Here is a 20,506-nt window from a genome sequence, read left to right as displayed (position 1 = left end):
GCAACCTTTGTTACAGGTAAAATGAGCAAAAAATGGATGCTGAAAATTGTTTCCATTGTGGTACTGAAATACATAAAAAAGAAGAAGTTATTTTTGATGAAAAAAGGTTCTGTTGTAACGGTTGCAAAACAGTCTATGAAATTTTTAGTCAAAATGATTTAACCTGTTACTATGATTTTCAAGAAGCTCCCGGAGCAACACCACAAGATATACAAGGTAAATATGATTTTTTAAACAATGCAGACATTGTTACAAAACTATTGGAATTCCAAGAGGATACAACACATGTTGTTTCACTTTATATTCCGCATATACACTGTAGTTCGTGTATTTGGATTTTGGAAAATTTACAAAAAATTCAATCAGGAATAAATTCATCTCAAGTAAACTTCCCTGAGAAAAAAGTTCGAATCACTTACGATGCTACTAAAACAACATTAAAAAAAATCGTAGAACTGCTTAGCTCAATTGGCTATGAACCGTATATCAGTTTAGAAAATTTTGAATCGGGAAAAAAAGAGATAGACCGTAGTTTAATTTACAAAATAGGTGTCGCCTTTTTTTGTTTTGGAAACATCATGTTGCTCTCTTTTCCTGAATATTTTGAAGCAGAAGAATTTTGGATTAACCAATACAGAGGTTTCTTCAGATGGCTTATTTTTGCTATTTCGCTTCCGGCTTTTTTTTACTCAGCCAGTGGGTATTACCTTTCGGCCTACAAAAGCATCAAATCTGGTTTGTTAAATATTGACATTCCTATTGCTTTGGGAATCATAATCATGTTTATTCGCAGTACTGTGGATATTATTTTTGATTATGGACAAGGTTTTTTCGACAGTATGACGGGACTCATTTTCTTTATGCTGCTTGGAAAGTTATTTCAGCAAAAAACCTATGCATTTCTTTCGTTTGAACGTGATTATAAATCTTATTTTCCAATTGCTGTAACCAAAGTAGCAGCAGATGGCTCGGAAACATCAGTGCAAGTCTATCAAATAGAAAAAGGCGACAGATTATTAATCAGAAATCAAGAATTAATTCCGGTAGATGGAATTTTAATTTCTGAAAAAGCCTCCATAGATTATAGTTTTGTCACCGGTGAAGCAGTTGCCATAGAAAAAAAATCGGGTGATAAAATCTTTGCCGGAGGAAAACAAATTGGAAAAGTTATTGAAATGGAAGTACTGTTTTCCGTTTCTCAAAGCTATCTCACCCAGTTGTGGAGTAATGATGTTTTTCAGAAAAAAGTTGTAATTAAACACAAGACAATTACAGATACAATCAGTCGCTATTTTACACCTGTTTTATTGAGTTTGGCTTTTATTTCATTTTTATATTGGATTTTTATTGATTTGAACACTGCCTTCAATGTATTTACGGCTATTTTGATTGTAGCCTGCCCTTGTGCTTTGGCTTTGACAGCTCCATTTACATTAGGGAATGTATTGCGAATTTTAGGAAGACGAAAATTATATCTCAAAAATGCAACGGTGATTGAACAACTGGCACAAGTAGATACAATTGTTTTTGACAAAACAGGAACCATTACCACCAACAAAAAAACAGCAATTACGTATGAAGGTATTCCGTTAACAACTACTGATTTACAGCTACTAGGCAATGTTCTAAGAGGCTCTAATCATCCTTTGAGTAGAAGATTATATGATTTTATTCCACTTCAAATCAAATTAAATCTTACTCATTTCGAAGAAATAATTGGAAAAGGAATTGTAGCAGAAATAGAAGGGAACACCATCAAATTAGGTTCCTCTCAATTTTTAAAAACTATGACTGAGAATACCCACAAGAAAACAAAAGTACACGTGGAAATTAATCAAGAATACAAGGGTAGTTTCGTGTTTAATAATCAATACAGGATAGGTTTAGAACAATTGTTTCAAGAATTAGCAAAAAAATACAACTTGTCTGTTTTATCGGGAGATAATGATGGCGAACGAAAGATTCTAGAAAAAATGCTACCTGAATCGACCACTTTGGTTTTTAATCAAAAACCGGAACAAAAGCTTCAATACATCAAAGAACTTCAAGAAAAAGGTAGAAATGTGTTGATGATAGGGGATGGTTTAAATGATGCTGGAGCATTGGCACAAAGTAACATTGGAATCTCAATCTCCGAAAATGTGAATGTTTTTTCACCCGCATGCGACGGAATTTTGGACGCTTCACAGTTTCAAAAAATTAGTTTTTTTATGCAATATTCAAAAAATGCCATGAAAACAATTTACATGAGTTTTGGCCTTTCGTTAATGTATAACTGTATAGGACTTAGTTATGCTATTTCCGGAAATTTATCACCATTAGTTGCTGCAATTATTATGCCTTTAAGTACTATAACAATTGTGAGTTTTGTTACAATTATGTCTAATATGTATGCCAAGCAAACCAAAAAAGTAACTCAAGATTTTTGACCTTTTCCTAAAAAAACAGTAGTATGATAAATATCATATTTTATAAAAAGGAGTAAGTCTAATTTTGTTAACATAAATTTAAGGTATGAGTGTTATTTACATTTTAATTTCCATCAGTATCATCGTGGCCGTTTTTTTTCTGTACGCATTTATCAGAGCAGTACGCAAGGGGCAGTATGATGATGATTACACCCCGTCTGTCAGAATCCTTTTTGACAATGAACTCAAAATCAAATCAAACAAAAAACCAATACAAACAATTAAAGAAAAACAAGTATAATTATGGAGATGCAACAATTTTATTACGATAACAAAATTGTAAAGAAATTCCTCTACGCCTGTATCGTGTTTGGGGTAGTCGGAATGTTAGTAGGCCTTATCTTGGCCATCCTATTTTTGTTTCCCAATTTAACCGATGGAATTTCATTCCTGAGTTTTGGTAGATTAAGACCTTTACATACCAATGCAGTTATTTTCGCTTTCGTAGGTAACGCCATTTTTGCAGGAGTGTATTATTCCATGCAACGTTTATTAAAAACCAGAATGTACAGCGATGTACTGAGTAATATCAACTTCTGGGGATGGCAATTAATCATTGTTGCCGCTGCCATAACATTACCACTTGGTATTACAACCTCAAAAGAATATGCCGAATTAGAATGGCCAATCGATATAGCCATTGCTTTAATTTGGGTCGTTTTTGGTATCAACATGATTATGACTATCATTAAGCGTAGAGAACGTCATATTTATGTGGCCATTTGGTTTTATATCGCCACATTTGTAACCGTTGCCATTCTTCATATTTTCAATAGTCTGGAACTTCCTGTTTCTGCCTTAAAAAGTTATTCAGTTTATGCCGGTGTGCAAGATGCGTTGGTGCAATGGTGGTACGGACATAATGCAGTGGCGTTCTTCTTAACGACTCCATTCTTAGGTTTGATGTATTATTTTGTACCTAAAGTGGCCAATCGTCCTGTGTATTCATACCGATTGTCAATCATCCACTTCTGGTCATTGATTTTCATTTACATCTGGGCTGGTCCTCACCATTTATTATATTCCGCCTTACCGGATTGGGCTCAAAATTTAGGTGTGGTTTTCTCTGTAATGTTAATTGCTCCATCTTGGGGAGGGATGATTAATGGTCTTCTGACATTAAGAGGTGTTTGGGACAAAGTACGTACAGATGCTGTATTAAAATTCTTCGTGGTTGGTATTACCGGTTATGGTATGGCAACGTTTGAAGGACCAATGCTTTCCCTTAAAAATGTTAACGCTATTGCTCACTTTACCGATTGGATTATTGCCCATGTTCACGTGGGTGCCTTAGCATGGAACGGATTCATGACATTCGGTATGATTTATTGGTTGATTCCTCGTATGACGAAAACCAAATTGTATTCTGAAAAATTAGCCAATTTCCATTTCTGGATTGGAACATTGGGTATCATTTTATATGCATTGCCACTTTACGTTGCCGGATTTACACAAGCGTCGATGTGGAAACAATTTAATCCGGATGGAACCTTAGTGTATGGAAACTTCTTAGAAACGGTTACCCAGATTATGCCAATGTATTGGATGCGTGCCATTGGTGGAACACTATATGTAACCGGTTTAATCGTATTAGTATACAATGTAGTTAAAACTGTTTCAGCAGGCTCCAAAGTTGAGGATGAATTAGCGGAAGCTCCAGCTTTAGCTGTCATTTCATCCAGAAGAATGAAAGGTGAAAAATGGCATTCATGGTTGGAAAGAAGACCAATTCAATTTACAGTATTGTCATTAGTGGCTATTTTAATTGGTGGAATTATTCAAATTATACCAACAATTGTTGTTAAATCCAATATACCAACCATAGCTTCGGTTAAGCCTTATACTCCATTAGAATTAGAAGGTCGTGATTTATACATCCGTGAAGGTTGTGTGGGTTGTCACTCTCAAATGATTCGTCCGTTCCGTTCGGAAGTGGAACGCTATGGTGAATATTCTAAAGCGGGTGAATATGTTTATGACCATCCATTCTTATGGGGTTCTAAACGTACCGGTCCAGATTTAAAACGTTTAGGTGGAAAATACAATGATAATTGGCATTTTAACCACATGTGGGATCCGCAAAGTACCTCACCGGGTTCTATCATGCCAGGTTACAAATGGTTGTTTGATAATAAACCAATGGATTATTCTCAAATTGAGAAAAAAATGGAAGTGATGGTTACATTGGGAGTTCCCTACACTCCGGAAGAAATTGCAAATGCTAGAAAATCAATTGATGAGCAAGCTACTCTAATTGAGAAAAATTTACATGCCGATCCTGATTTTGTGAAATCGTATGAAGAAAGTAAAAAGAATGCAGCTACTCGTGGTGAGGAATTTGTTGCTATGAAAGATAGAGAAATTACTGCTCTTATTGCTTACTTACAGCGACTTGGTACAGATATTAAAGTAAAAGAAACTGCTCAAAAATAATTGTTATGCTCAAGTTTATTAAAGGTCATATGGACAGTATCTCAGGGATTGAGATTTATCCGATTATTTCGCTCAGCATTTTCTTCATCTTCTTTGCTTTACTTTTATTTTGGGTATTCACTTATAGCAAAGAAAAAATTAATGAATTAAGTGATATCCCTTTAAACGAAGATAATTAGTTAACCTTATTAGTTGTAAAATATGAAAAAATTAATTCCATCATACGTTCGTGTTCCGTTGATTTTTGCCCTTGTAATGGGTGCAATGGAATATTTTATTGACTCCGGCGATAAGCCTGCATTTATAGAATACCCTATGGTAGCTTTGTTTTTAGGGGTTTTCTTATTCCTGTTAGTTGCCATAGAAATTGTGGTCAGTGCAGTTGATAAAGTAACTTATCATTTACTTTCTGAAGAACAGAAAAAACAATTGGAAGAAGCACAAGCTTTACCATTTACAGAAAGTGCTTTTTATCAAGGAATCATGAAAAAATTAACACGTTCCAAAGAAATTGAAGAAGAACATGATGTAATGTTAGATCATGATTATGATGGCATCAAAGAATTGGATAATGTGCTACCTCCATGGTGGGTGAACTTATTCTACTTAACCATCATTTTTGCTTTTGTCTATTTAGTAAGGTTCCATATTTTCAACGACTATGACCAAGCTTCTGAATTTGAAACAGAAATGGCCATTGCTAAAGCAGAAGTTGAAAAATATAAACTAACAGCACCGGATTTAATGGACAAAGAAAAAGTAACACTTTTAACGGATGTCGCTGCCTTAGCAGAAGGGAAAACCATTTTTGAAGCAAAATGTGTGGCTTGTCACAAAGCGGATGGAGGTGGTTCTATCGGACCAAACCTCACCGATAACCACTGGATTTTGGGCGGTGGAATCAAAAATGTGTTCAATACCATTATGGAAGGTGGTCGTGAAGGAAAGGGTATGGTGTCTTGGAAAACAGAAATCAAACCTTCTGATATTCAAAAAGTGGCCAGTTATGTGTTGTCTTTACAAGGAACTAATCCAAAAGAAGGGAAAGCTCCTGAGGGCGACGTTTGGGTAGATGAAAATGCTCCAAAAACAGAAACAATCAAAGATACTACAGTTATCGATACCACAAAGACAGAAATTGTAGCGGTAGTAAAATAAAAAAAACAAATCCCGGTGTAAATCGGGATTTGTAAAATCTAAATTTTTAAGGTATGAGCAAGTTACCCGACGAAAGTTTTAGAGATACAATCGGAACAATTAATAAAGAAGGAAAGCGAGCGTTTATTTTTCCTAAAAAGCCGAAAGGACCTTTTTATGATAAACGAAAACTTTTGAGCTATTTTTTATTGGTTTTCTTATTGGTTGCTCCTTTTGTCAAAATTAACGGACATCAGTTTTTGATGTTCAATGTGTTAGAAAGAAGATTTAATATTTTTAGTTTTCCCTTTTGGCCTCAGGATTTTCATTTGTTTGTGATTTCAATGATTATCGGAGTAGTGGGATTAGCACTTTTTACTGTTGTCTTCGGAAGAATATTTTGTGGCTGGTTTTGTCCGCAAACCATTTTCATGGAAATGGTTTTCCGTCGCATTGAATATTGGATAGATGGCGATAGAGGTGCTCAAATTCGATTACAAAAACAGGAATGGAATGCTGAGAAAATCAGAAAACGAGTGACAAAATGGTTCATCTTTTTTGTGGTATCATTTATAATTGCTAATGTGTTTTTAGCCTATTTGGTGAGTAGCGATCGTTTACTTTTGATGATAAAAGAAGGTCCTGCCTTACACACCAGCACTTTAATAGCCTTATTGATTTTTACAGCCGTATTTTATTTTGTATTTGCGTGGTTTAGAGAACAAGTGTGTATCATTGCTTGTCCATATGGTAGAATGCAGGGGGTTTTGTTGGATAACAAATCGATTAATGTAGCCTACGACCACGTGCGAGGCGAAAAAGAAATTGGTAGAGCTAAGTTTAATAAACAGGAAGATAGAGCTTCAACAGGGAAAGGGGATTGTATCGATTGTAAGCAATGTGTTCATGTTTGTCCCACCGGAATTGACATTCGTAACGGTACGCAGTTAGAATGTATCAATTGCACAGCTTGTATTGACGAATGTGATACCATCATGGAAAGTGTAGGTTTACCTAAAGGGCTAATTCGTTATGCCAGTGAAGACGAAATTGTAAAAAAAGAAAAATTTGTCTTTACAACCAGAATGAAGGGATACACCGCTGTTTTAACTATTCTCATAGGTGTCTTAATCGGGATGTTGTTTTTACGAAATGATGTAGAAGCCACCATCTTGAGATTACCAGGTCAATTGTTTGAACACAAGGGAGAAAATATCAGCAATGTATATACCTATAAAATTGTCAATAAAACCACAAAACAATTTGATGAAGTCTCCTTCAAATTGGTTGAACCAATAGGAAATATTATCGTTGTAGGAAAATCAAAAATAAGAATAAAACCGGACGGCATTGCCAAAGGAACTTTATTTGTAGAGGTCAATCCGGCTTATTTAGAAGGCGATAAAATAAAATTGAAAATTGAAGTCTATGATGGTGAAAATTTAATCGAAACCACCACTACAAACTTCATGGGACCAAGAAGCTTTAATTAACAATATAGCTTAGTTACTCAGTAACTCAGCTACTAAGAATCTAAAAAAATGAAAATCAATTGGGGAAAAGCCATCGTTATCGCATTTGGATTGTTTATGACATTCATCTTATACTTTGTGTTTAAAGTGCAATCTGACAGTAAATATGACAACGAATTAGTAGTGCAAGAATACTATAAACAAGAACTTGTTTTTGAAAAACAAATGGAAAAAGAGCAAAATGATAAAAATTTAGCTCAACCTGTTCAAATTACTTCTCAGGAAGAAGGATTAAAAATTACTTTTCCTGAAAGTATGGATATACAAAAAATCAAAGGAAAAGTGTCCCTTTACAGACCGTCTAACCAAAAACTGGATTTTGAAGTTCCGATTTCACTTTCCGGTCCATATTTGCTCATACCTAAAAACAATTTGGTAGGCGGTCGCTGGGACATTTCAATTGATTGGACGTATGAAGGAAAAGAAATTTTAACCAAGAAAACTATTTATTTATAAATTCAGTTGTAGGTTGTCTGTTATCCGTTAACCGACAACCAACAACCGACAACCAAGAACAGTTATGCTCTACACAGCACTCCTATTCGGATTAATCAGTAGTTTTCATTGCATCGGCATGTGTGGTCCGATTGCGATGATGATTCCCGTTGACCGAAATAATGCAGCGAAAAGAATCATCCAAATTTCATTATATCATTTGGGAAGGTTAACGGCTTACGCAATGCTAGGTTTGTTTTTTGGAATGTTAGGGAAAGGTTTATTCTTAGCCGGATTACAACAACAATTGTCAATTATCGTTGGTGTTTTAATGATTTTGTTTGTCATTATTCCAGAACGGAAATTGGCTCAATACAATTTTTCAAAACCCATTTATAGAGTTATTTCAAAAGTAAAAAGTCATCTTGGAGCACAATTCAAAAGAAAAACGTTTGATGCGTTATTTACGATGGGTTTATTAAACGGCTTTTTACCTTGCGGAATGGTCTATGCCGCACTTTTCGGTGCCATTGCTATGCAAAGTGAATGGTTAGGTGCAACCTATATGATTCTATTCGGAGTAGGAACAATTCCCATGATGAGTGCCGTGGTGTTAATCGCGAATTTTATCACTGTACCTGTTCGCAATAAAATTCAAAAAATGATTCCCATCATGGTATTCATCATCGGTAGTTTATTCATCGTGAGAGGAATGGGATTGGATATCCCTTACCTTTCTCCTAAAACCACAACGTTAATTGTTCAGGCCAATCCGGATTGTCATTAATTGATTAGTTTTTCAGTTTTTTTTGAAAACGAACAGCTTGTAAATAGGTTGTTCGTTTTCTTTTTATAACCTGATGAAAGTCATGTTTTAACTGCTTATTTAATCCGAAATTTATAGTATAATTTCTAAATGAACAGTTATGTTACAGTTTGACAGTAAACACGTAAAAAATGTAGTGCTACTGGGTCACACCGGTAGCGGTAAAACGACGTTGGCAGAAGCCATGTTGTTTGAATCAGGAATCATTAACAGAAGAGGTTCCGTAGAGGAAAAAAATACAATTGCCGATTATACCGATATTGAACATGAAAAAGGGAAAACGCTTTTTTCTAAATTGGTCAATTCAAAATGGAAAGGCTATAAAATCAATATTTTAGACACACCGGGTTATGATGACTTGTCGGGAGAAATCATCAGTGCGATGCGGGTTTCTGAATGTGGAGTGATGCTTCTGAACGCCAGAATGGGAGTAGAAGTTGGAACCGATATTATTTGGCAATACACCAATGAATTCAAACTCCCTGTTATTTTTGCGGTGAATCAACTCGATCATGAACAAGCGGATTTTGATAAAACAGTAGCCGAAGCAAAAGCTCACTTTGGCAACCAATTGGTAATTGTGCAATATCCGATTAATCAAGGGGCAAATTTTAATGCGGTAATTGATGTATTGAACATGGTGATGTATCAATATCCTTCCGATGGCGGAAAACCGGAAAAACTTCCCATTCCGGATACAGAAAAAGAAAAAGCAAAACAATTGCACCAAGAATTAATTGAAACCATTGCTGCCAACGACGAACGTTTGATGGAAAACTATTTTGAAAAAGGGGAATTGAACGAAGATGAAATGAAACTAGGTTTGCATCATTCGCTTATTAAACACGAAATTTTCCCGGTTTTTTGTGTTTCCGCCAAGCAAAATAAGGGTGCAGGACGATTGATGGGGTTTATTGATAATGTGTGTCCGTCCGCCTATGAAATGCCACCTCAGCTGACTATGGACAACCGTGAAATTCCATGTGATGAGCATGGGAAAACCGCCATTTTTATTTATAAAACGGTTTCTGAACCGCATGTGGGCGAGTTGAGTTTCTTTAAAGTACTATCCGGAACAATAAAAGTTGGAGACGAACTAACCAATGAAGATACCGGACAAGTGGAAAAAATCATGCAACTGTTTGAAATGGAGGGTAACAAAAGAATCGCAGTGGATGAGTTGACAGCCGGTGATATTGGAGCAACGATAAAATTGAAAGATACGCACACCAACAATACTTTGCATGAAAAAGGTTTTCCGATTGCCATTCAACCGATTCAATTTCCAACGCCTACTTATTCAATGGCTGTAGAAGGCACTAAAAAAGGGGAAGAAGAAAAACTCTCGGCGGCATTGCATCAATTGGTGGAAGAGGACCCAAGTATAATAATTGAAGTTTCTGCTGAGTTAAAACAAACGATTATTCATTGCCAAGGGGAATTACACATGGCTGTCATTCAATGGAAATTAGAAAATACACATAAATTAGCAGTGAATTTTAAAAAGCCAAAAGTAGCTTATCGCGAAACCATTCAAACCGAAGCGGACACAACCTATCGTCATAAAAAACAATCCGGTGGAGCAGGGCAGTTTGGTGAAATTTCAATGAAAATATTCCCCATTACTGCAGATAGCGAAGACCCAAAAGGCTATCCCATCCGGGGTAAAGAAGTGATTGAATTACCTTGGGGAGGAAAATTAATCTATTACAATTGTATTGTGGGTGGAGCTATCGACGCTCGTTTTCATCCGTCTATTTTAAAAGGAATAATGGAAAAAATGCAAGAAGGACCACTCACCGGTTCCCATGTGCAAGATGTGGGAGTTTTGGTATATGATGGAAAAATGCATGCGGTTGACAGCAACGATTTGTCCTTTAAAATTGCCGGAATGATGGCTTTTAAAGAAAACTTTGTTAACGCTAATCCGCAATTGTTAGAACCTATTTATGAAGTTATCATCGTTACTCCGGATGATATTACCGGTTCAGTAATGAGTGCGATTCAATCCCATCGTTCTATCGTGGAAGGCATGGATGCTGAAGGTCATTTTACTAAAGTTAAAGCCTTAATTCCTATTGCGGAAATGCATGATTTTATGGGCACTATTCGTTCGTTATCACAAGGTAGAGCTAAATTAAATATGGAATTTTCACATTATGAAAAAGTACCTTATGAGATCCAACAAAATTTAATTCATACTTTTAAAGAGGAATTACAAGAAGTATAATTTAATTGCTTGTACAGATGAAGCCCGATTTGCATCGGGCTTTGTTACTTCTATAATTAAATTATTCCAAAATTTTTCTAAACCGTCATCGAAAACAATTTGGTTTCCGGTAATTTTCGTGTCATGCGTAAATCAAAAGCCATACAAATGTTGCGAATAAAGGCTTTTCCTTTTTCTGTTACGGTGAGCGAGTGATTGGTGATGATAACTAATCCGTCGTCTTCCATTTCATGTAGTCGGTCTAAGACTTGATTGATTTCTGAAAAATAATAACCGTATTCATGCCATGATGTGTGCAACTGACACATGATGTTTAAAATGTGTTTGCGAATGATTAAATCTTCATCCGTTAGAAGATGACCTCTAAAAACGGGCAATTCGTTTTGTACCAAAGCATCATAATATTCCTCAAGTGTTTTGACATTTTGAGCAAAACTGTACCAACTATCACTTATTGAAGAAACACCTAAACCAATCATCACTTGGGTTTTAGAGGAAGTATACCCCATAAAGTTGCGATGTAGTTTTCGTTCATTAAACGAATGATATAAACTATCAGTTTCTAAGGCAAAATGATCCATGCCAATTTCATGATAACCATTTTCAGAAAGACGTTTTTTACCAATTTCATACAACAGTCGTTTTTCCTCATCTTTGGGTAAATCCTCGTCTTTGAATCCGCGTTGACCATTTCCTTTGATCCACGGAACATGAGCATAACTATAAAAAGCCAAACGATCAGGCTGAAGCGAATTGGTTTTGTCAATCGTATCAATTACATCTTCAACAGTTTGAAAAGGTAATCCAAAAATCAAATCATGGCCAATTGAAGTATAACCGATTTCTCTTGCCCAAAAAGTAACTTTTGCCACATTATGAAACGATTGAATTCGATGTATTGCTTCTTGCACTTTTTGCGAATAATCTTGAACACCAAAACTCACTCTTCTAAAACCTAAATCAAATAATTTTTGGAGGTGTGCTCGGGTGGTATTGTTCGGATGGCCTTCAAAACTAAATTCATGTTCAGGATGAATAGCTGCATTTTCAAATAAACCATTCATCAATCGCTCTAAATTCTCAGGAGAAAAGAACGTTGGAGTGCCACCTCCTAAATGAATTTCTTTGATAATCGGTTTTTTGGGTAAGAGTTCACAATACAATTCCCATTCTTTTAAGACGGCGTCGATATACGGATGTTCCACATCATGCCGTTTGGTGATGCGTTTATTGCAACCGCAAAACGTGCATAAGCTTTCGCAAAAAGGCAAATGAATGTACAGACTGATTCCTTCAGAAGAATTAGATTCAGAAAAGGAGTGCACCAAGGTTTCTTTCCATTTAGAAAGCGAAAAATCACTTTCATTCCAATAGGGAACCGTAGGATAGCTAGTATACCTTGGGCCGGGAACATTATATTTTTGAATTAAAGTCATCCTTTGTCGCTTTTTTAATCGTAAAAAGTTAAGAATGAATGAGGACATTTTCTTCTTATCTTCTCACTATCAAAGTAAAAACATAGGTCAAAGATATTGTCAAGAGTAAAAAAAAAAAATGATAATTATCATAAGCTTTCTTTTGCTACATTTTTTCCAAATTTCTATATCCGTGATTCCTCATAAACTTTTAAACCTTTTTAAATTTCCAAAATTCTTCCCTATATTTGACCTTCTATGCAACCAATAAAAATTATTGAATGTCCACGCGATGCCATGCAAGGCATCAAAACCTTTATTCCCACTGAACGAAAGGTACTTTATTTACAATCACTTTTGCGGGTAGGTTTTGATACATTGGACTTTGGTAGTTTTGTTTCGCCCAAAGCGATTCCTCAAATGGTTGATACAGCTGAGGTGTTAGCTCGATTAGATTTATCGCAAACCCGTAGCAAATTATTGGCCATCATTGCCAATACCAAAGGAGCAGAATTGGCAGCGGTGCACAAAGAAATTCGGTATTTGGGTTTTCCGTTTTCGATTTCGGAGAATTTTCAAATGCGAAACACGCACAAAACCATAGCGGAATCCATCATCACACTACAAGAGATCCTCGAAATTGCCGACCAATCGAACAAAGAAGTCGTGGCGTATTTGTCGATGGGTTTCGGAAATCCGTATGGCGACCCATGGAACGTGGAAATCGTGGGGGAGTGGACCGAAAAACTGGCCGGTATGGGGGTGAAAATTTTATCATTATCCGACACTGTGGGAAGTTCAACCCCGGAAGTCATTGATTATTTATTTTCCAATCTCATTAGCAAATATCCCGAAATTGAGTTTGGAGCTCATTTGCACACCACACCTGATAAATGGTTTGAAAAAGTAGATGCGGCCTACAAAGCCGGTTGCCGCCGTTTTGATGGAGCCATTCAAGGATTTGGCGGTTGCCCCATGGCGAAAGACGATCTCACCGGAAACATGCCTACCGAAAAATTACTATCCTATTTTACTACTCAAAAAGAAAACACCAACACCAGCCCAATGAGCTTTGAAAGTGCATACAATGAAGCCACAAAGGTGTTTGGGGAGTTTCATTAAAAGTGTGTCTTTTTTGAAATTTAAAAAAGAGTAGGAGTGGAATTGATTAATAGCTATATTCTTCTCAGTTTAAAATTTTTCTCAATTGCCTTAATCATTTCGCCTGCGATATCTTTGTTGGTGGCCCCTTCAATTCCTTCTAAACCGGGAGAGGAATTAACTTCTAATAAAAGCGGTCCTTTACTCGAACGAATAATATCTACGCCGGCCACTTTTAAACCCATGGCTTTGGCAGCTTTAACAGCAATAATTTTTTCTTCTTTAGTGGGCTTGATGACAGATGCCGTTCCGCCCAAGTGAATGTTCGCTCTAAATTCTCCCGCTAAAGCTTCTCGTTGAATAGTAGCGACTACTTTTCCGTCTATAACAAACAAACGCAAGTCTTTTCCATTCGCTTCTTTAATAAATTCCTGAACTAAAATGTTGGCATTTAAACTTTTAAAAGCATTGATTACGCTTTCTGCAGCTTTTTTAGTTTCGGCCAAAACAACTCCTTTACCTTGTGTGCCCTCTAAAAGTTTTACAATTAACGGAGTGCCACCCACCATTTTAATTAAATCATTGGTATCTAAAGGAGAATTGGCAAACCCGGTGGTAGGAATATCAATGCCATTGTTTAAAAGCAATTGTAAGGAATACAATTTATCACGTGATTGCGTAATAGCAGAAGAAGAATTCAAACAAAAAATCTTTAAAGCCTCAAATTGCCTGGTCAAAGCACATCCGTAAAAAGTGATATTAGGACGAATTCTCGGAATAATCGCATCCAAATCATTCAAAATCTTACCACCGCGATAATGAATTTCCGGAGTATCGGCATCCAATTTCATATAACATTCTTTGATGTTGAGAAAATGCATTTCGTGCCCACGGCGTTCACCGGCTTCCATGATTCGTTTGTTACTGTATAATTCGGGATTGCTTGCTAAAAGTCCAATTTTTAATCCTGATCGTTCTTTCAAGACATCAGGATATAAATTGTTTAACGTATCAGTAGAATTATCACCCAACAAATATTTTTGTTCCGGGTCAACCAATGCTCTTCCACTCATGGCTTCGCGACCTAATAACATTCTAAAACCCATAGAATCTCTGTTAGTCAATGTCATTTCAATCGTCCAATTAGATTCGCCTAATTGCAGCTGTGTCTGAATAACAAAACGTTGTTCACGAAATCCGCTGGAGCTTTTAACAATACGTTTATCAATTAAGGGAGCTTGGCAGTGAATAATTGTTTTTACATTATTTTGTATCGGATTAATGTCAAATTTTACCCAGTGTTCACCCTCTTTGATAAACGGACTGATATTGATAGCATGTAGGGCAGAAGTTTTGGCTCCCGAATCTACTCTTGCTTTAATAGTTGGAATGCCCAATTCCGGAAAAGAACACCATTCTTCGCTACCTAAAATTAATTTGTTGTCTAACATAAAATTCAATTGAGGATAAAAAATAACCACGAATTCACAAAAAACAATTTATTTAGTGAATTCGTGGCTAACCAATAGATATTATTTAATTTGTTGGTTTTTTAGCTTTTTTAATGACCACGTTTAATTCCTGAGCGTTGTCTTCAATATCCATAAAAATTTCATCTCCCTCAGCTATTTTAGAGGTAATAATTTCTTCGGCTAATGAATCTTCCACATATTTTTGAATTGCCCTTTTCAAAGGTCTTGCACCAAATTGTTTATCAAAACCTTTTTCTGCAATAAATGCTTTGGCTTTATCTGACAAATTCAATGAATAACCTAAATCTTTAATTCGGGCATATAATTTCTTTAGTTCAATTTCTATAATTAAATTAATGTGCTCTTGTTCTAGCGGATTAAATACAATTACATCATCGATACGATTTAAGAATTCCGGAGCAAATGTTTTTTTCAACGCGTTTTCAACCACACTTTTAGAGTGTTCATCTGCTTGAGAAATTTTAGCAGACGTTCCAAAACCAACACCTTGGCCAAAATCTTTTAATTGTCTTGCACCTACATTGGAAGTCATAATGATAATAGTGTTTCTAAAATCAATTTTTCTACCTAAACTATCGGTTAAATAGCCATCGTCCAATACTTGTAACATCATATTAAAAACATCCGGATGAGCTTTTTCAATTTCATCTAACAAAACAACACAATAGGGTTTACGACGAACTTTTTCGGTTAACTGACCACCTTCTTCATAACCAACATAGCCCGGAGGAGCACCAACCAATCGGGAGATGGCGAATTTTTCCATATACTCACTCATGTCAATTCGAACCAAGGCATCTTCTGAATCAAATAATTCCTTGGCCAAAACTTTTGCTAGTTGTGTTTTTCCAACACCGGTTTGTCCTAAGAAAATAAATGAACCAATGGGTCGGTTTGGGTCTTTCAAACCGGCACGATTGCGTTGAATAGAGCGGGCTATTTTTAATACGGCCTCGTCTTGTCCAATTACTTTTCCTTTAATTAAATCAGGAAGGTGTGCTAATTTATTGCTTTCCGTTTGAGCAATTCGGTTAACCGGAATTCCGGTCATCATTGAAACGACATCGGCAACATTTTCTTCCGTAACAGTTATTCTATTATTTTTAGAATCAATTTCCCATTGCTCTTGGGCAATAGCCAATTCTTTTTCAATGCGTTTTTCATCATCTCTAAGTTTAGCCGCTTCTTCGTATTTTTGCTTTTTAACAACGGTGTTTTTAGATTCCCGAACATCTTCCAATTGTTTTTCTAGTTCCAAAATTTGTTTAGGCACTTCGATGTTAGTGATGTGAACTCGGGAACCGGCTTCGTCTAAAGCATCAATCGCTTTGTCGGGTAAGAATCGATCAGACATATAGCGACTGGTTAATTTTACACAGGCATCAATCGCTTCGGGCGTATAAAGAACACTATGATGATCTTCATATTTACCTTTGATATTATTTAAAATAGTGATTGTTTCTTCAATCGAAGTAGGTTCTACAATTACTTTTTGAAAGCGTCTTTCTAACGCACCGTCTTTTTCGATATACTGTCTGTATTCGTCTAATGTTGTAGCACCAATACATTGAATTTCACCTCTCGCTAGTGCAGGTTTAAACATATTGGATGCATCCAGGGAACCGGTGGCTCCTCCGGCACCAACAATAGTATGAATTTCATCAATGAACAAAATAATGTCATCATTTTTTTCCAATTCGTTCATTACTGCTTTCATCCGTTCTTCAAACTGACCTCGGTATTTTGTACCGGCAACTAAACTTGCCAAATCAAGTGTAACAACCCTTTTGTTAAATAATATTCGGGATACTTTCTTTTGTGTGATACGTAATGCTAAACCTTCTGCAATAGCCGATTTACCTACACCGGGTTCACCAATTAAAAGCGGATTGTTTTTCTTACGTCGACTTAAAATTTGCGAAACACGTTCAATTTCTTTTTCACGACCTACCACCGGGTCTAGTTTTCCTTCTTCCGCTAACTCAGTTAAATCTCGACCAAAATTATCTAAAACAGGAGTTTTTGATTTTTTATTGGTTTTATTTCCGGGATTACTAAAGTTGCCTTCTTTTAAACTGTCATCTTGTCCGGAATCATCATTAAACGATTCGTTTTTCGGATAGCTGTCAGTATATTCGTCTTCGTTGTTATTGGGTATCATATTCAAATATTGTTCTTTAGCTATATCGTAGTCGATTTTTAGCTTGTTTAGTAATTTTGTTGTCGGATCATTTTCGTTCCTTAAAATACAAAGCAAAAGGTGTGCCGTGCTGATGGAAGAACTCTGAAATACTTTGGCTTCAAGAAAAGTTGTTTTTAAGGCTCTTTCCGCTTGACGGGTGAGATGGAGATTCTTTTTTTCATTACTAACCTCCGTATTGGGATTAGGCGGACTCAAAATTTCTACCTTTTTACGTAAATATTCTAAATCAATATCTAAATTATTTAAGATAGTAATTGCTTTACCGTTTCCATCTCTTAATATTCCTAGCATTAAATGTTCAGTTCCAATAAAATCATGCCCTAATCGCAAGGCTTCTTCTTTACTGTAACTGATTACATCTTTGACTCTCGGAGAAAAATTATCATCCATAGCACATCTTTTTAGAGGTAAATTTAGTAATTATGGTTGGTATAAACAAAAACTATTCCTTTTCACAACTACTGTCAGCTAATTGACAAAAAATATTTGATATATAAAAGTGAAAGAGGGGTCTAATTATTAACCAAAAAGCACATCACTTTTGTTAATAAATCATTGAAATTAGTTGAAGAATCTGCTTTCAAAAAGGTCAAAAAAACGTATATTAGCACGTTTTGAAATAATTATAATTTTTAACAAATAAATACATATGTCTGAAGGAGAAAAGTTGATTCCTATTAACATTGAGGACGAAATGAAATCAGCTTACATCGATTATTCGATGTCAGTGATTGTTTCAAGAGCATTGCCGGATGTGCGAGATGGATTGAAGCCGGTACACCGTAGAGTGCTATACGGAATGTATGATTTAGGAGTTTTTTCGAATAGAGCTCATAAAAAATCTGCTAGAATTGTTGGAGAAGTTTTAGGTAAATACCACCCACACGGAGATTCATCTGTTTATGATGCAATGGTTCGTATGGCTCAAGAATGGAGCTTACGCTATCTTTTAGTGGATGGGCAAGGTAATTTTGGTTCAGTAGACGGTGATAGTCCGGCGGCCATGCGATATACCGAAGCCAGAATGCAGAAAATTTCTGAAGAAATTATGGCGGATATCGAAAAAGAAACAGTTGATTTTCAACTGAATTTTGACGATACCTTATATGAGCCAAAAGTAATGCCGACTAAAATACCAAATCTTTTGGTAAACGGGGCGTCCGGTATTGCTGTTGGTATGGCTACGAACATGCCGCCACACAATCTAACGGAGGTCATTGACGGTACGTTGGCCTATATTGACAATAATGAAATTGAGATAGATGAATTGATGAGTTTTGTCAAGGCACCTGATTTTCCTACAGGAGGAATTATTTATGGTTATGAGGGTGTTCGCGAAGCTTTTAAAACAGGAAGAGGACGTATTGTAATGCGTGCAAAAACTTCTTTTGAGGAAAGCAATGGAAAAGAAGCCATAATTGTAACAGAAATACCTTATCAAGTAAATAAGGCGGATATGATTAAGAAAACCGCTGATTTAGTTAATGAGAAAAAAATAGAAGGTATTTCAAATATCAGAGATGAATCTGATCGTAACGGGATGCGAATTGTATATGAATTAAAACGCGATGCCGTTCCTAATGTGGTATTAAATACCTTATTTAAATTTACTCAATTACAATCATCGTTTAGTGTCAATAATATCGCTTTGGTTAACGGTAGACCACAAATGTTGAACTTGAAAGAGTTGATTCATTATTTTGTGGAACACAGACATGATGTTGTGGTGAGGCGAGCTCAGTTCGATTTGCGTAAAGCGGAAGAAAGAGCACATATTTTAGAAGGATTAATCATTGCATCAGATAATATTGATGAAGTCATTGCTTTGATTCGTGGCTCTAAAGATGGAGATGAAGCTCGTGCAAAATTAATTGAGCGTTTTTCGTTGACCGAAATTCAAGCTCGAGCAATTGTTGAAATGCGTTTGCGTCAACTTACCGGATTAGAACAAGATAAATTAAGAGCGGAATACGAAGACATCATGAAATTAATTGCTCATTTAAAAGATTTATTAGCTAATAAAGACTTGAGAATGCAGGTAATTAAAGAAGAATTAATTGAAATTCGCGACAAGTATGGTGACGAAAGACGTTCTGTTATCGAATATTCCGGTGGTGATGTAAGTATCGAAGATTTAATTGCCGATGAAAATGTTGTAATCACAATCTCTCATGCGGGATATATTAAACGGACCAATCTATCGGAATACAAAACCCAAAATAGAGGTGGGGTAGGTCAAAAAAGTGCGGGAACCCGAGATCAAGATTTCTTAGAACATTTGTTTGTAGCCACTAATCACCAGTACATGTTATTCTTTACACAAAAAGGAAAATGTTTCTGGATGAGGGTTTATGAAATTCCGGAAGGAAGTAAAACATCAAAAGGAAGAGCGATTCAAAACTTGATAAATATTGAAAATGACGACAAAGTCAAAGCATTCATTTGTACACAAGATTTGAAAAATGAAGACTATATCAATAGTCATTACGTAATTATGGCGACTAAACAAGGACAAGTGAAGAAAACGTTGTTAGAACAATATTCGCGTCCGAGACAAAATGGTATTGCAGCCATAACCATTAAAGAAGACGATGAATTACTGGAAGCAAAATTAACCAACGGAAAAAGTCAAATTTTAGTTGCGGTTAAATCCGGAAAATTAGTTCGTTTCGAAGAAAGTAAAACCCGTCCTATGGGCAGAAATGCTTCAGGAGTTCGCGGAATCACTTTAGCCGATGAAAAAGATGAGGTTATTGGCATGGTTTCTGTAAATGATATGAACAGTGAAATTTTAGTGGTTTCAGAAAACGGCTATGGTAAGCGTTCAGCTTTGGAAGATTACCGAATCACCAATAGAGGAGGAAAAGGAGTTAAAACGCTCAATATCACAGATAAAACGGGACAATTAGTGTCGATTTCAAATGTTACCGATGCAGACGATTTGATGATTATTAACAAATCCGGTTTGACGATTCGAATGGAGGTGTCTGATTTAAGAGTAATGGGAAGAGCAACACAAGGTGTTCGTTTGATTAATATCAAAGGTAATGATTCAATTGCGGCGGTTACTAAAGTTATGAAAGAGGAAGCAGCTGAAGAGGTTGACTTTGAAGATGTTTCAGCAACTGTTGCCAATGACCTTTCAGTCAAAAATGTGTCCGATTTAAATGAGGATAGTAGTGCTGAGGAAGAGAATGAAGAAAACCAATAATAAATAGTAATTAAAATTGATT

At 35.9% G+C, this 20,506-nt stretch carries 14 protein-coding genes; 11 read left to right on the top strand and 3 right to left on the bottom strand.

Annotated features, from left to right (window positions below; all coding sequences use genetic code 11):
* Positions 1–32 precede the first annotated feature (32 nt).
* The 9 genes from R2782_RS01660 (at position 33) to R2782_RS01620 (ending at position 11,061) form a co-directional block, all read left to right on the top strand.
* On the top strand, positions 33–2,429 hold the full coding sequence (locus tag R2782_RS01660) for a heavy metal translocating P-type ATPase metal-binding domain-containing protein (protein WP_371266322.1): 2,397 nt from the start codon (positions 33–35) through the stop codon (positions 2,427–2,429).
* Positions 2,430–2,514: 85 nt separating this feature from the next.
* Positions 2,515–2,709 (top strand): cbb3-type cytochrome oxidase assembly protein CcoS, encoded by a 195-nt coding sequence (ccoS, locus tag R2782_RS01655; RefSeq protein ID WP_371266321.1) that lies wholly within the window; start codon positions 2,515–2,517, stop codon positions 2,707–2,709.
* Positions 2,710–2,711: 2 nt separating this feature from the next.
* The gene (gene ccoN / locus R2782_RS01650; protein ID WP_371266320.1) at positions 2,712–4,901 is read left to right on the top strand and encodes a cytochrome-c oxidase, cbb3-type subunit I; all 2,190 of its coding nucleotides are present in this window, start codon (positions 2,712–2,714) and stop codon (positions 4,899–4,901) included.
* Between the two features lie 5 nt (positions 4,902–4,906).
* Positions 4,907–5,080, top strand: a complete 174-nt coding sequence (locus R2782_RS01645) for a CcoQ/FixQ family Cbb3-type cytochrome c oxidase assembly chaperone (protein ID WP_371266319.1) — start codon at positions 4,907–4,909, stop codon at positions 5,078–5,080.
* A 22-nt stretch (positions 5,081–5,102) separates the two neighbouring features.
* Entirely contained in the window at positions 5,103–6,059 is a 957-nt protein-coding gene (locus R2782_RS01640) for a cbb3-type cytochrome c oxidase N-terminal domain-containing protein (protein ID WP_371266318.1), read from the top strand.
* 53 nt (positions 6,060–6,112) lie between these two features.
* Entirely contained in the window at positions 6,113–7,531 is a 1,419-nt protein-coding gene (gene ccoG, locus R2782_RS01635) for a cytochrome c oxidase accessory protein CcoG (protein WP_371266317.1), read from the top strand.
* A gap of 48 nt (positions 7,532–7,579) precedes the next feature.
* A complete protein-coding gene (locus R2782_RS01630) occupies positions 7,580–8,026 on the top strand; it encodes a FixH family protein (protein ID WP_371266316.1) in 447 nt (148 codons plus the stop codon).
* 64 nt (positions 8,027–8,090) lie between these two features.
* Complete coding sequence (locus tag R2782_RS01625) at positions 8,091–8,792, top strand: sulfite exporter TauE/SafE family protein (protein ID WP_371266315.1); 702 nt, start codon at positions 8,091–8,093, stop codon at positions 8,790–8,792.
* A 139-nt stretch (positions 8,793–8,931) separates the two neighbouring features.
* Positions 8,932–11,061, top strand: a complete 2,130-nt coding sequence (locus tag R2782_RS01620) for an elongation factor G (RefSeq protein ID WP_371266314.1) — start codon at positions 8,932–8,934, stop codon at positions 11,059–11,061.
* Positions 11,062–11,138: 77 nt separating this feature from the next.
* On the opposite strand, the gene hemN is transcribed toward R2782_RS01620, so the two are convergent.
* Positions 11,139–12,497 (bottom strand): oxygen-independent coproporphyrinogen III oxidase, encoded by a 1,359-nt coding sequence (gene hemN / locus R2782_RS01615; RefSeq protein ID WP_371266313.1) that lies wholly within the window; start codon positions 12,495–12,497, stop codon positions 11,139–11,141.
* A 237-nt stretch (positions 12,498–12,734) separates the two neighbouring features.
* On the opposite strand from hemN, the gene R2782_RS01610 reads away from it, so the two are divergent.
* Positions 12,735–13,598, top strand: a complete 864-nt coding sequence (locus R2782_RS01610) for a hydroxymethylglutaryl-CoA lyase (protein ID WP_371266312.1) — start codon at positions 12,735–12,737, stop codon at positions 13,596–13,598.
* A gap of 53 nt (positions 13,599–13,651) precedes the next feature.
* Here R2782_RS01610 and rimK read toward each other — a convergent pair whose 3' ends face one another.
* Positions 13,652–15,028, bottom strand: coding sequence for a 30S ribosomal protein S6--L-glutamate ligase (gene rimK, locus R2782_RS01605; RefSeq protein WP_371266311.1), 1,377 nt, complete (start codon positions 15,026–15,028; stop codon positions 13,652–13,654).
* Between the two features lie 85 nt (positions 15,029–15,113).
* Positions 15,114–17,663 (bottom strand): ATP-dependent Clp protease ATP-binding subunit, encoded by a 2,550-nt coding sequence (locus R2782_RS01600; protein WP_371266310.1) that lies wholly within the window; start codon positions 17,661–17,663, stop codon positions 15,114–15,116.
* 259 nt (positions 17,664–17,922) lie between these two features.
* Here R2782_RS01600 and gyrA point away from each other — a divergent pair, with 259 nt between their 5' ends.
* On the top strand, positions 17,923–20,484 hold the full coding sequence (gene gyrA / locus R2782_RS01595; RefSeq protein WP_371266309.1) for a DNA gyrase subunit A: 2,562 nt from the start codon (positions 17,923–17,925) through the stop codon (positions 20,482–20,484).
* Positions 20,485–20,506: the final 22 nt, after the last annotated feature.

The organism is Flavobacterium sp. (assembly GCF_041392085.1).
GTDB lineage: Bacteria > Bacteroidota > Bacteroidia > Flavobacteriales > Flavobacteriaceae > Flavobacterium.
The sequence above is the reverse complement of the archived record's forward strand: the minus strand, read 5'-3'. Positions and strand labels throughout refer to the sequence as shown.

Coding starts and splice junctions, on each gene's coding strand:
- R2782_RS01630 (WP_371266316.1), top strand. CDS start 7,580: ATGAAAATCAATTGGGGAAAAGCCATCGTTATCGCATTTGGATTGTTT.
- ccoG (WP_371266317.1), top strand. CDS start 6,113: ATGAGCAAGTTACCCGACGAAAGTTTTAGAGATACAATCGGAACAATT.
- ccoN (WP_371266320.1), top strand. CDS start 2,712: ATGGAGATGCAACAATTTTATTACGATAACAAAATTGTAAAGAAATTC.
- R2782_RS01620 (WP_371266314.1), top strand. CDS start 8,932: ATGTTACAGTTTGACAGTAAACACGTAAAAAATGTAGTGCTACTGGGT.
- R2782_RS01660 (WP_371266322.1), top strand. CDS start 33: ATGGATGCTGAAAATTGTTTCCATTGTGGTACTGAAATACATAAAAAA.
- hemN (WP_371266313.1), bottom strand. CDS start 12,497: ATGACTTTAATTCAAAAATATAATGTTCCCGGCCCAAGGTATACTAGC.
- ccoS (WP_371266321.1), top strand. CDS start 2,515: ATGAGTGTTATTTACATTTTAATTTCCATCAGTATCATCGTGGCCGTT.
- gyrA (WP_371266309.1), top strand. CDS start 17,923: ATGTCTGAAGGAGAAAAGTTGATTCCTATTAACATTGAGGACGAAATG.
- R2782_RS01645 (WP_371266319.1), top strand. CDS start 4,907: ATGCTCAAGTTTATTAAAGGTCATATGGACAGTATCTCAGGGATTGAG.
- R2782_RS01600 (WP_371266310.1), bottom strand. CDS start 17,663: ATGGATGATAATTTTTCTCCGAGAGTCAAAGATGTAATCAGTTACAGT.
- rimK (WP_371266311.1), bottom strand. CDS start 15,028: ATGTTAGACAACAAATTAATTTTAGGTAGCGAAGAATGGTGTTCTTTT.
- R2782_RS01610 (WP_371266312.1), top strand. CDS start 12,735: ATGCAACCAATAAAAATTATTGAATGTCCACGCGATGCCATGCAAGGC.
- R2782_RS01625 (WP_371266315.1), top strand. CDS start 8,091: ATGCTCTACACAGCACTCCTATTCGGATTAATCAGTAGTTTTCATTGC.
- R2782_RS01640 (WP_371266318.1), top strand. CDS start 5,103: ATGAAAAAATTAATTCCATCATACGTTCGTGTTCCGTTGATTTTTGCC.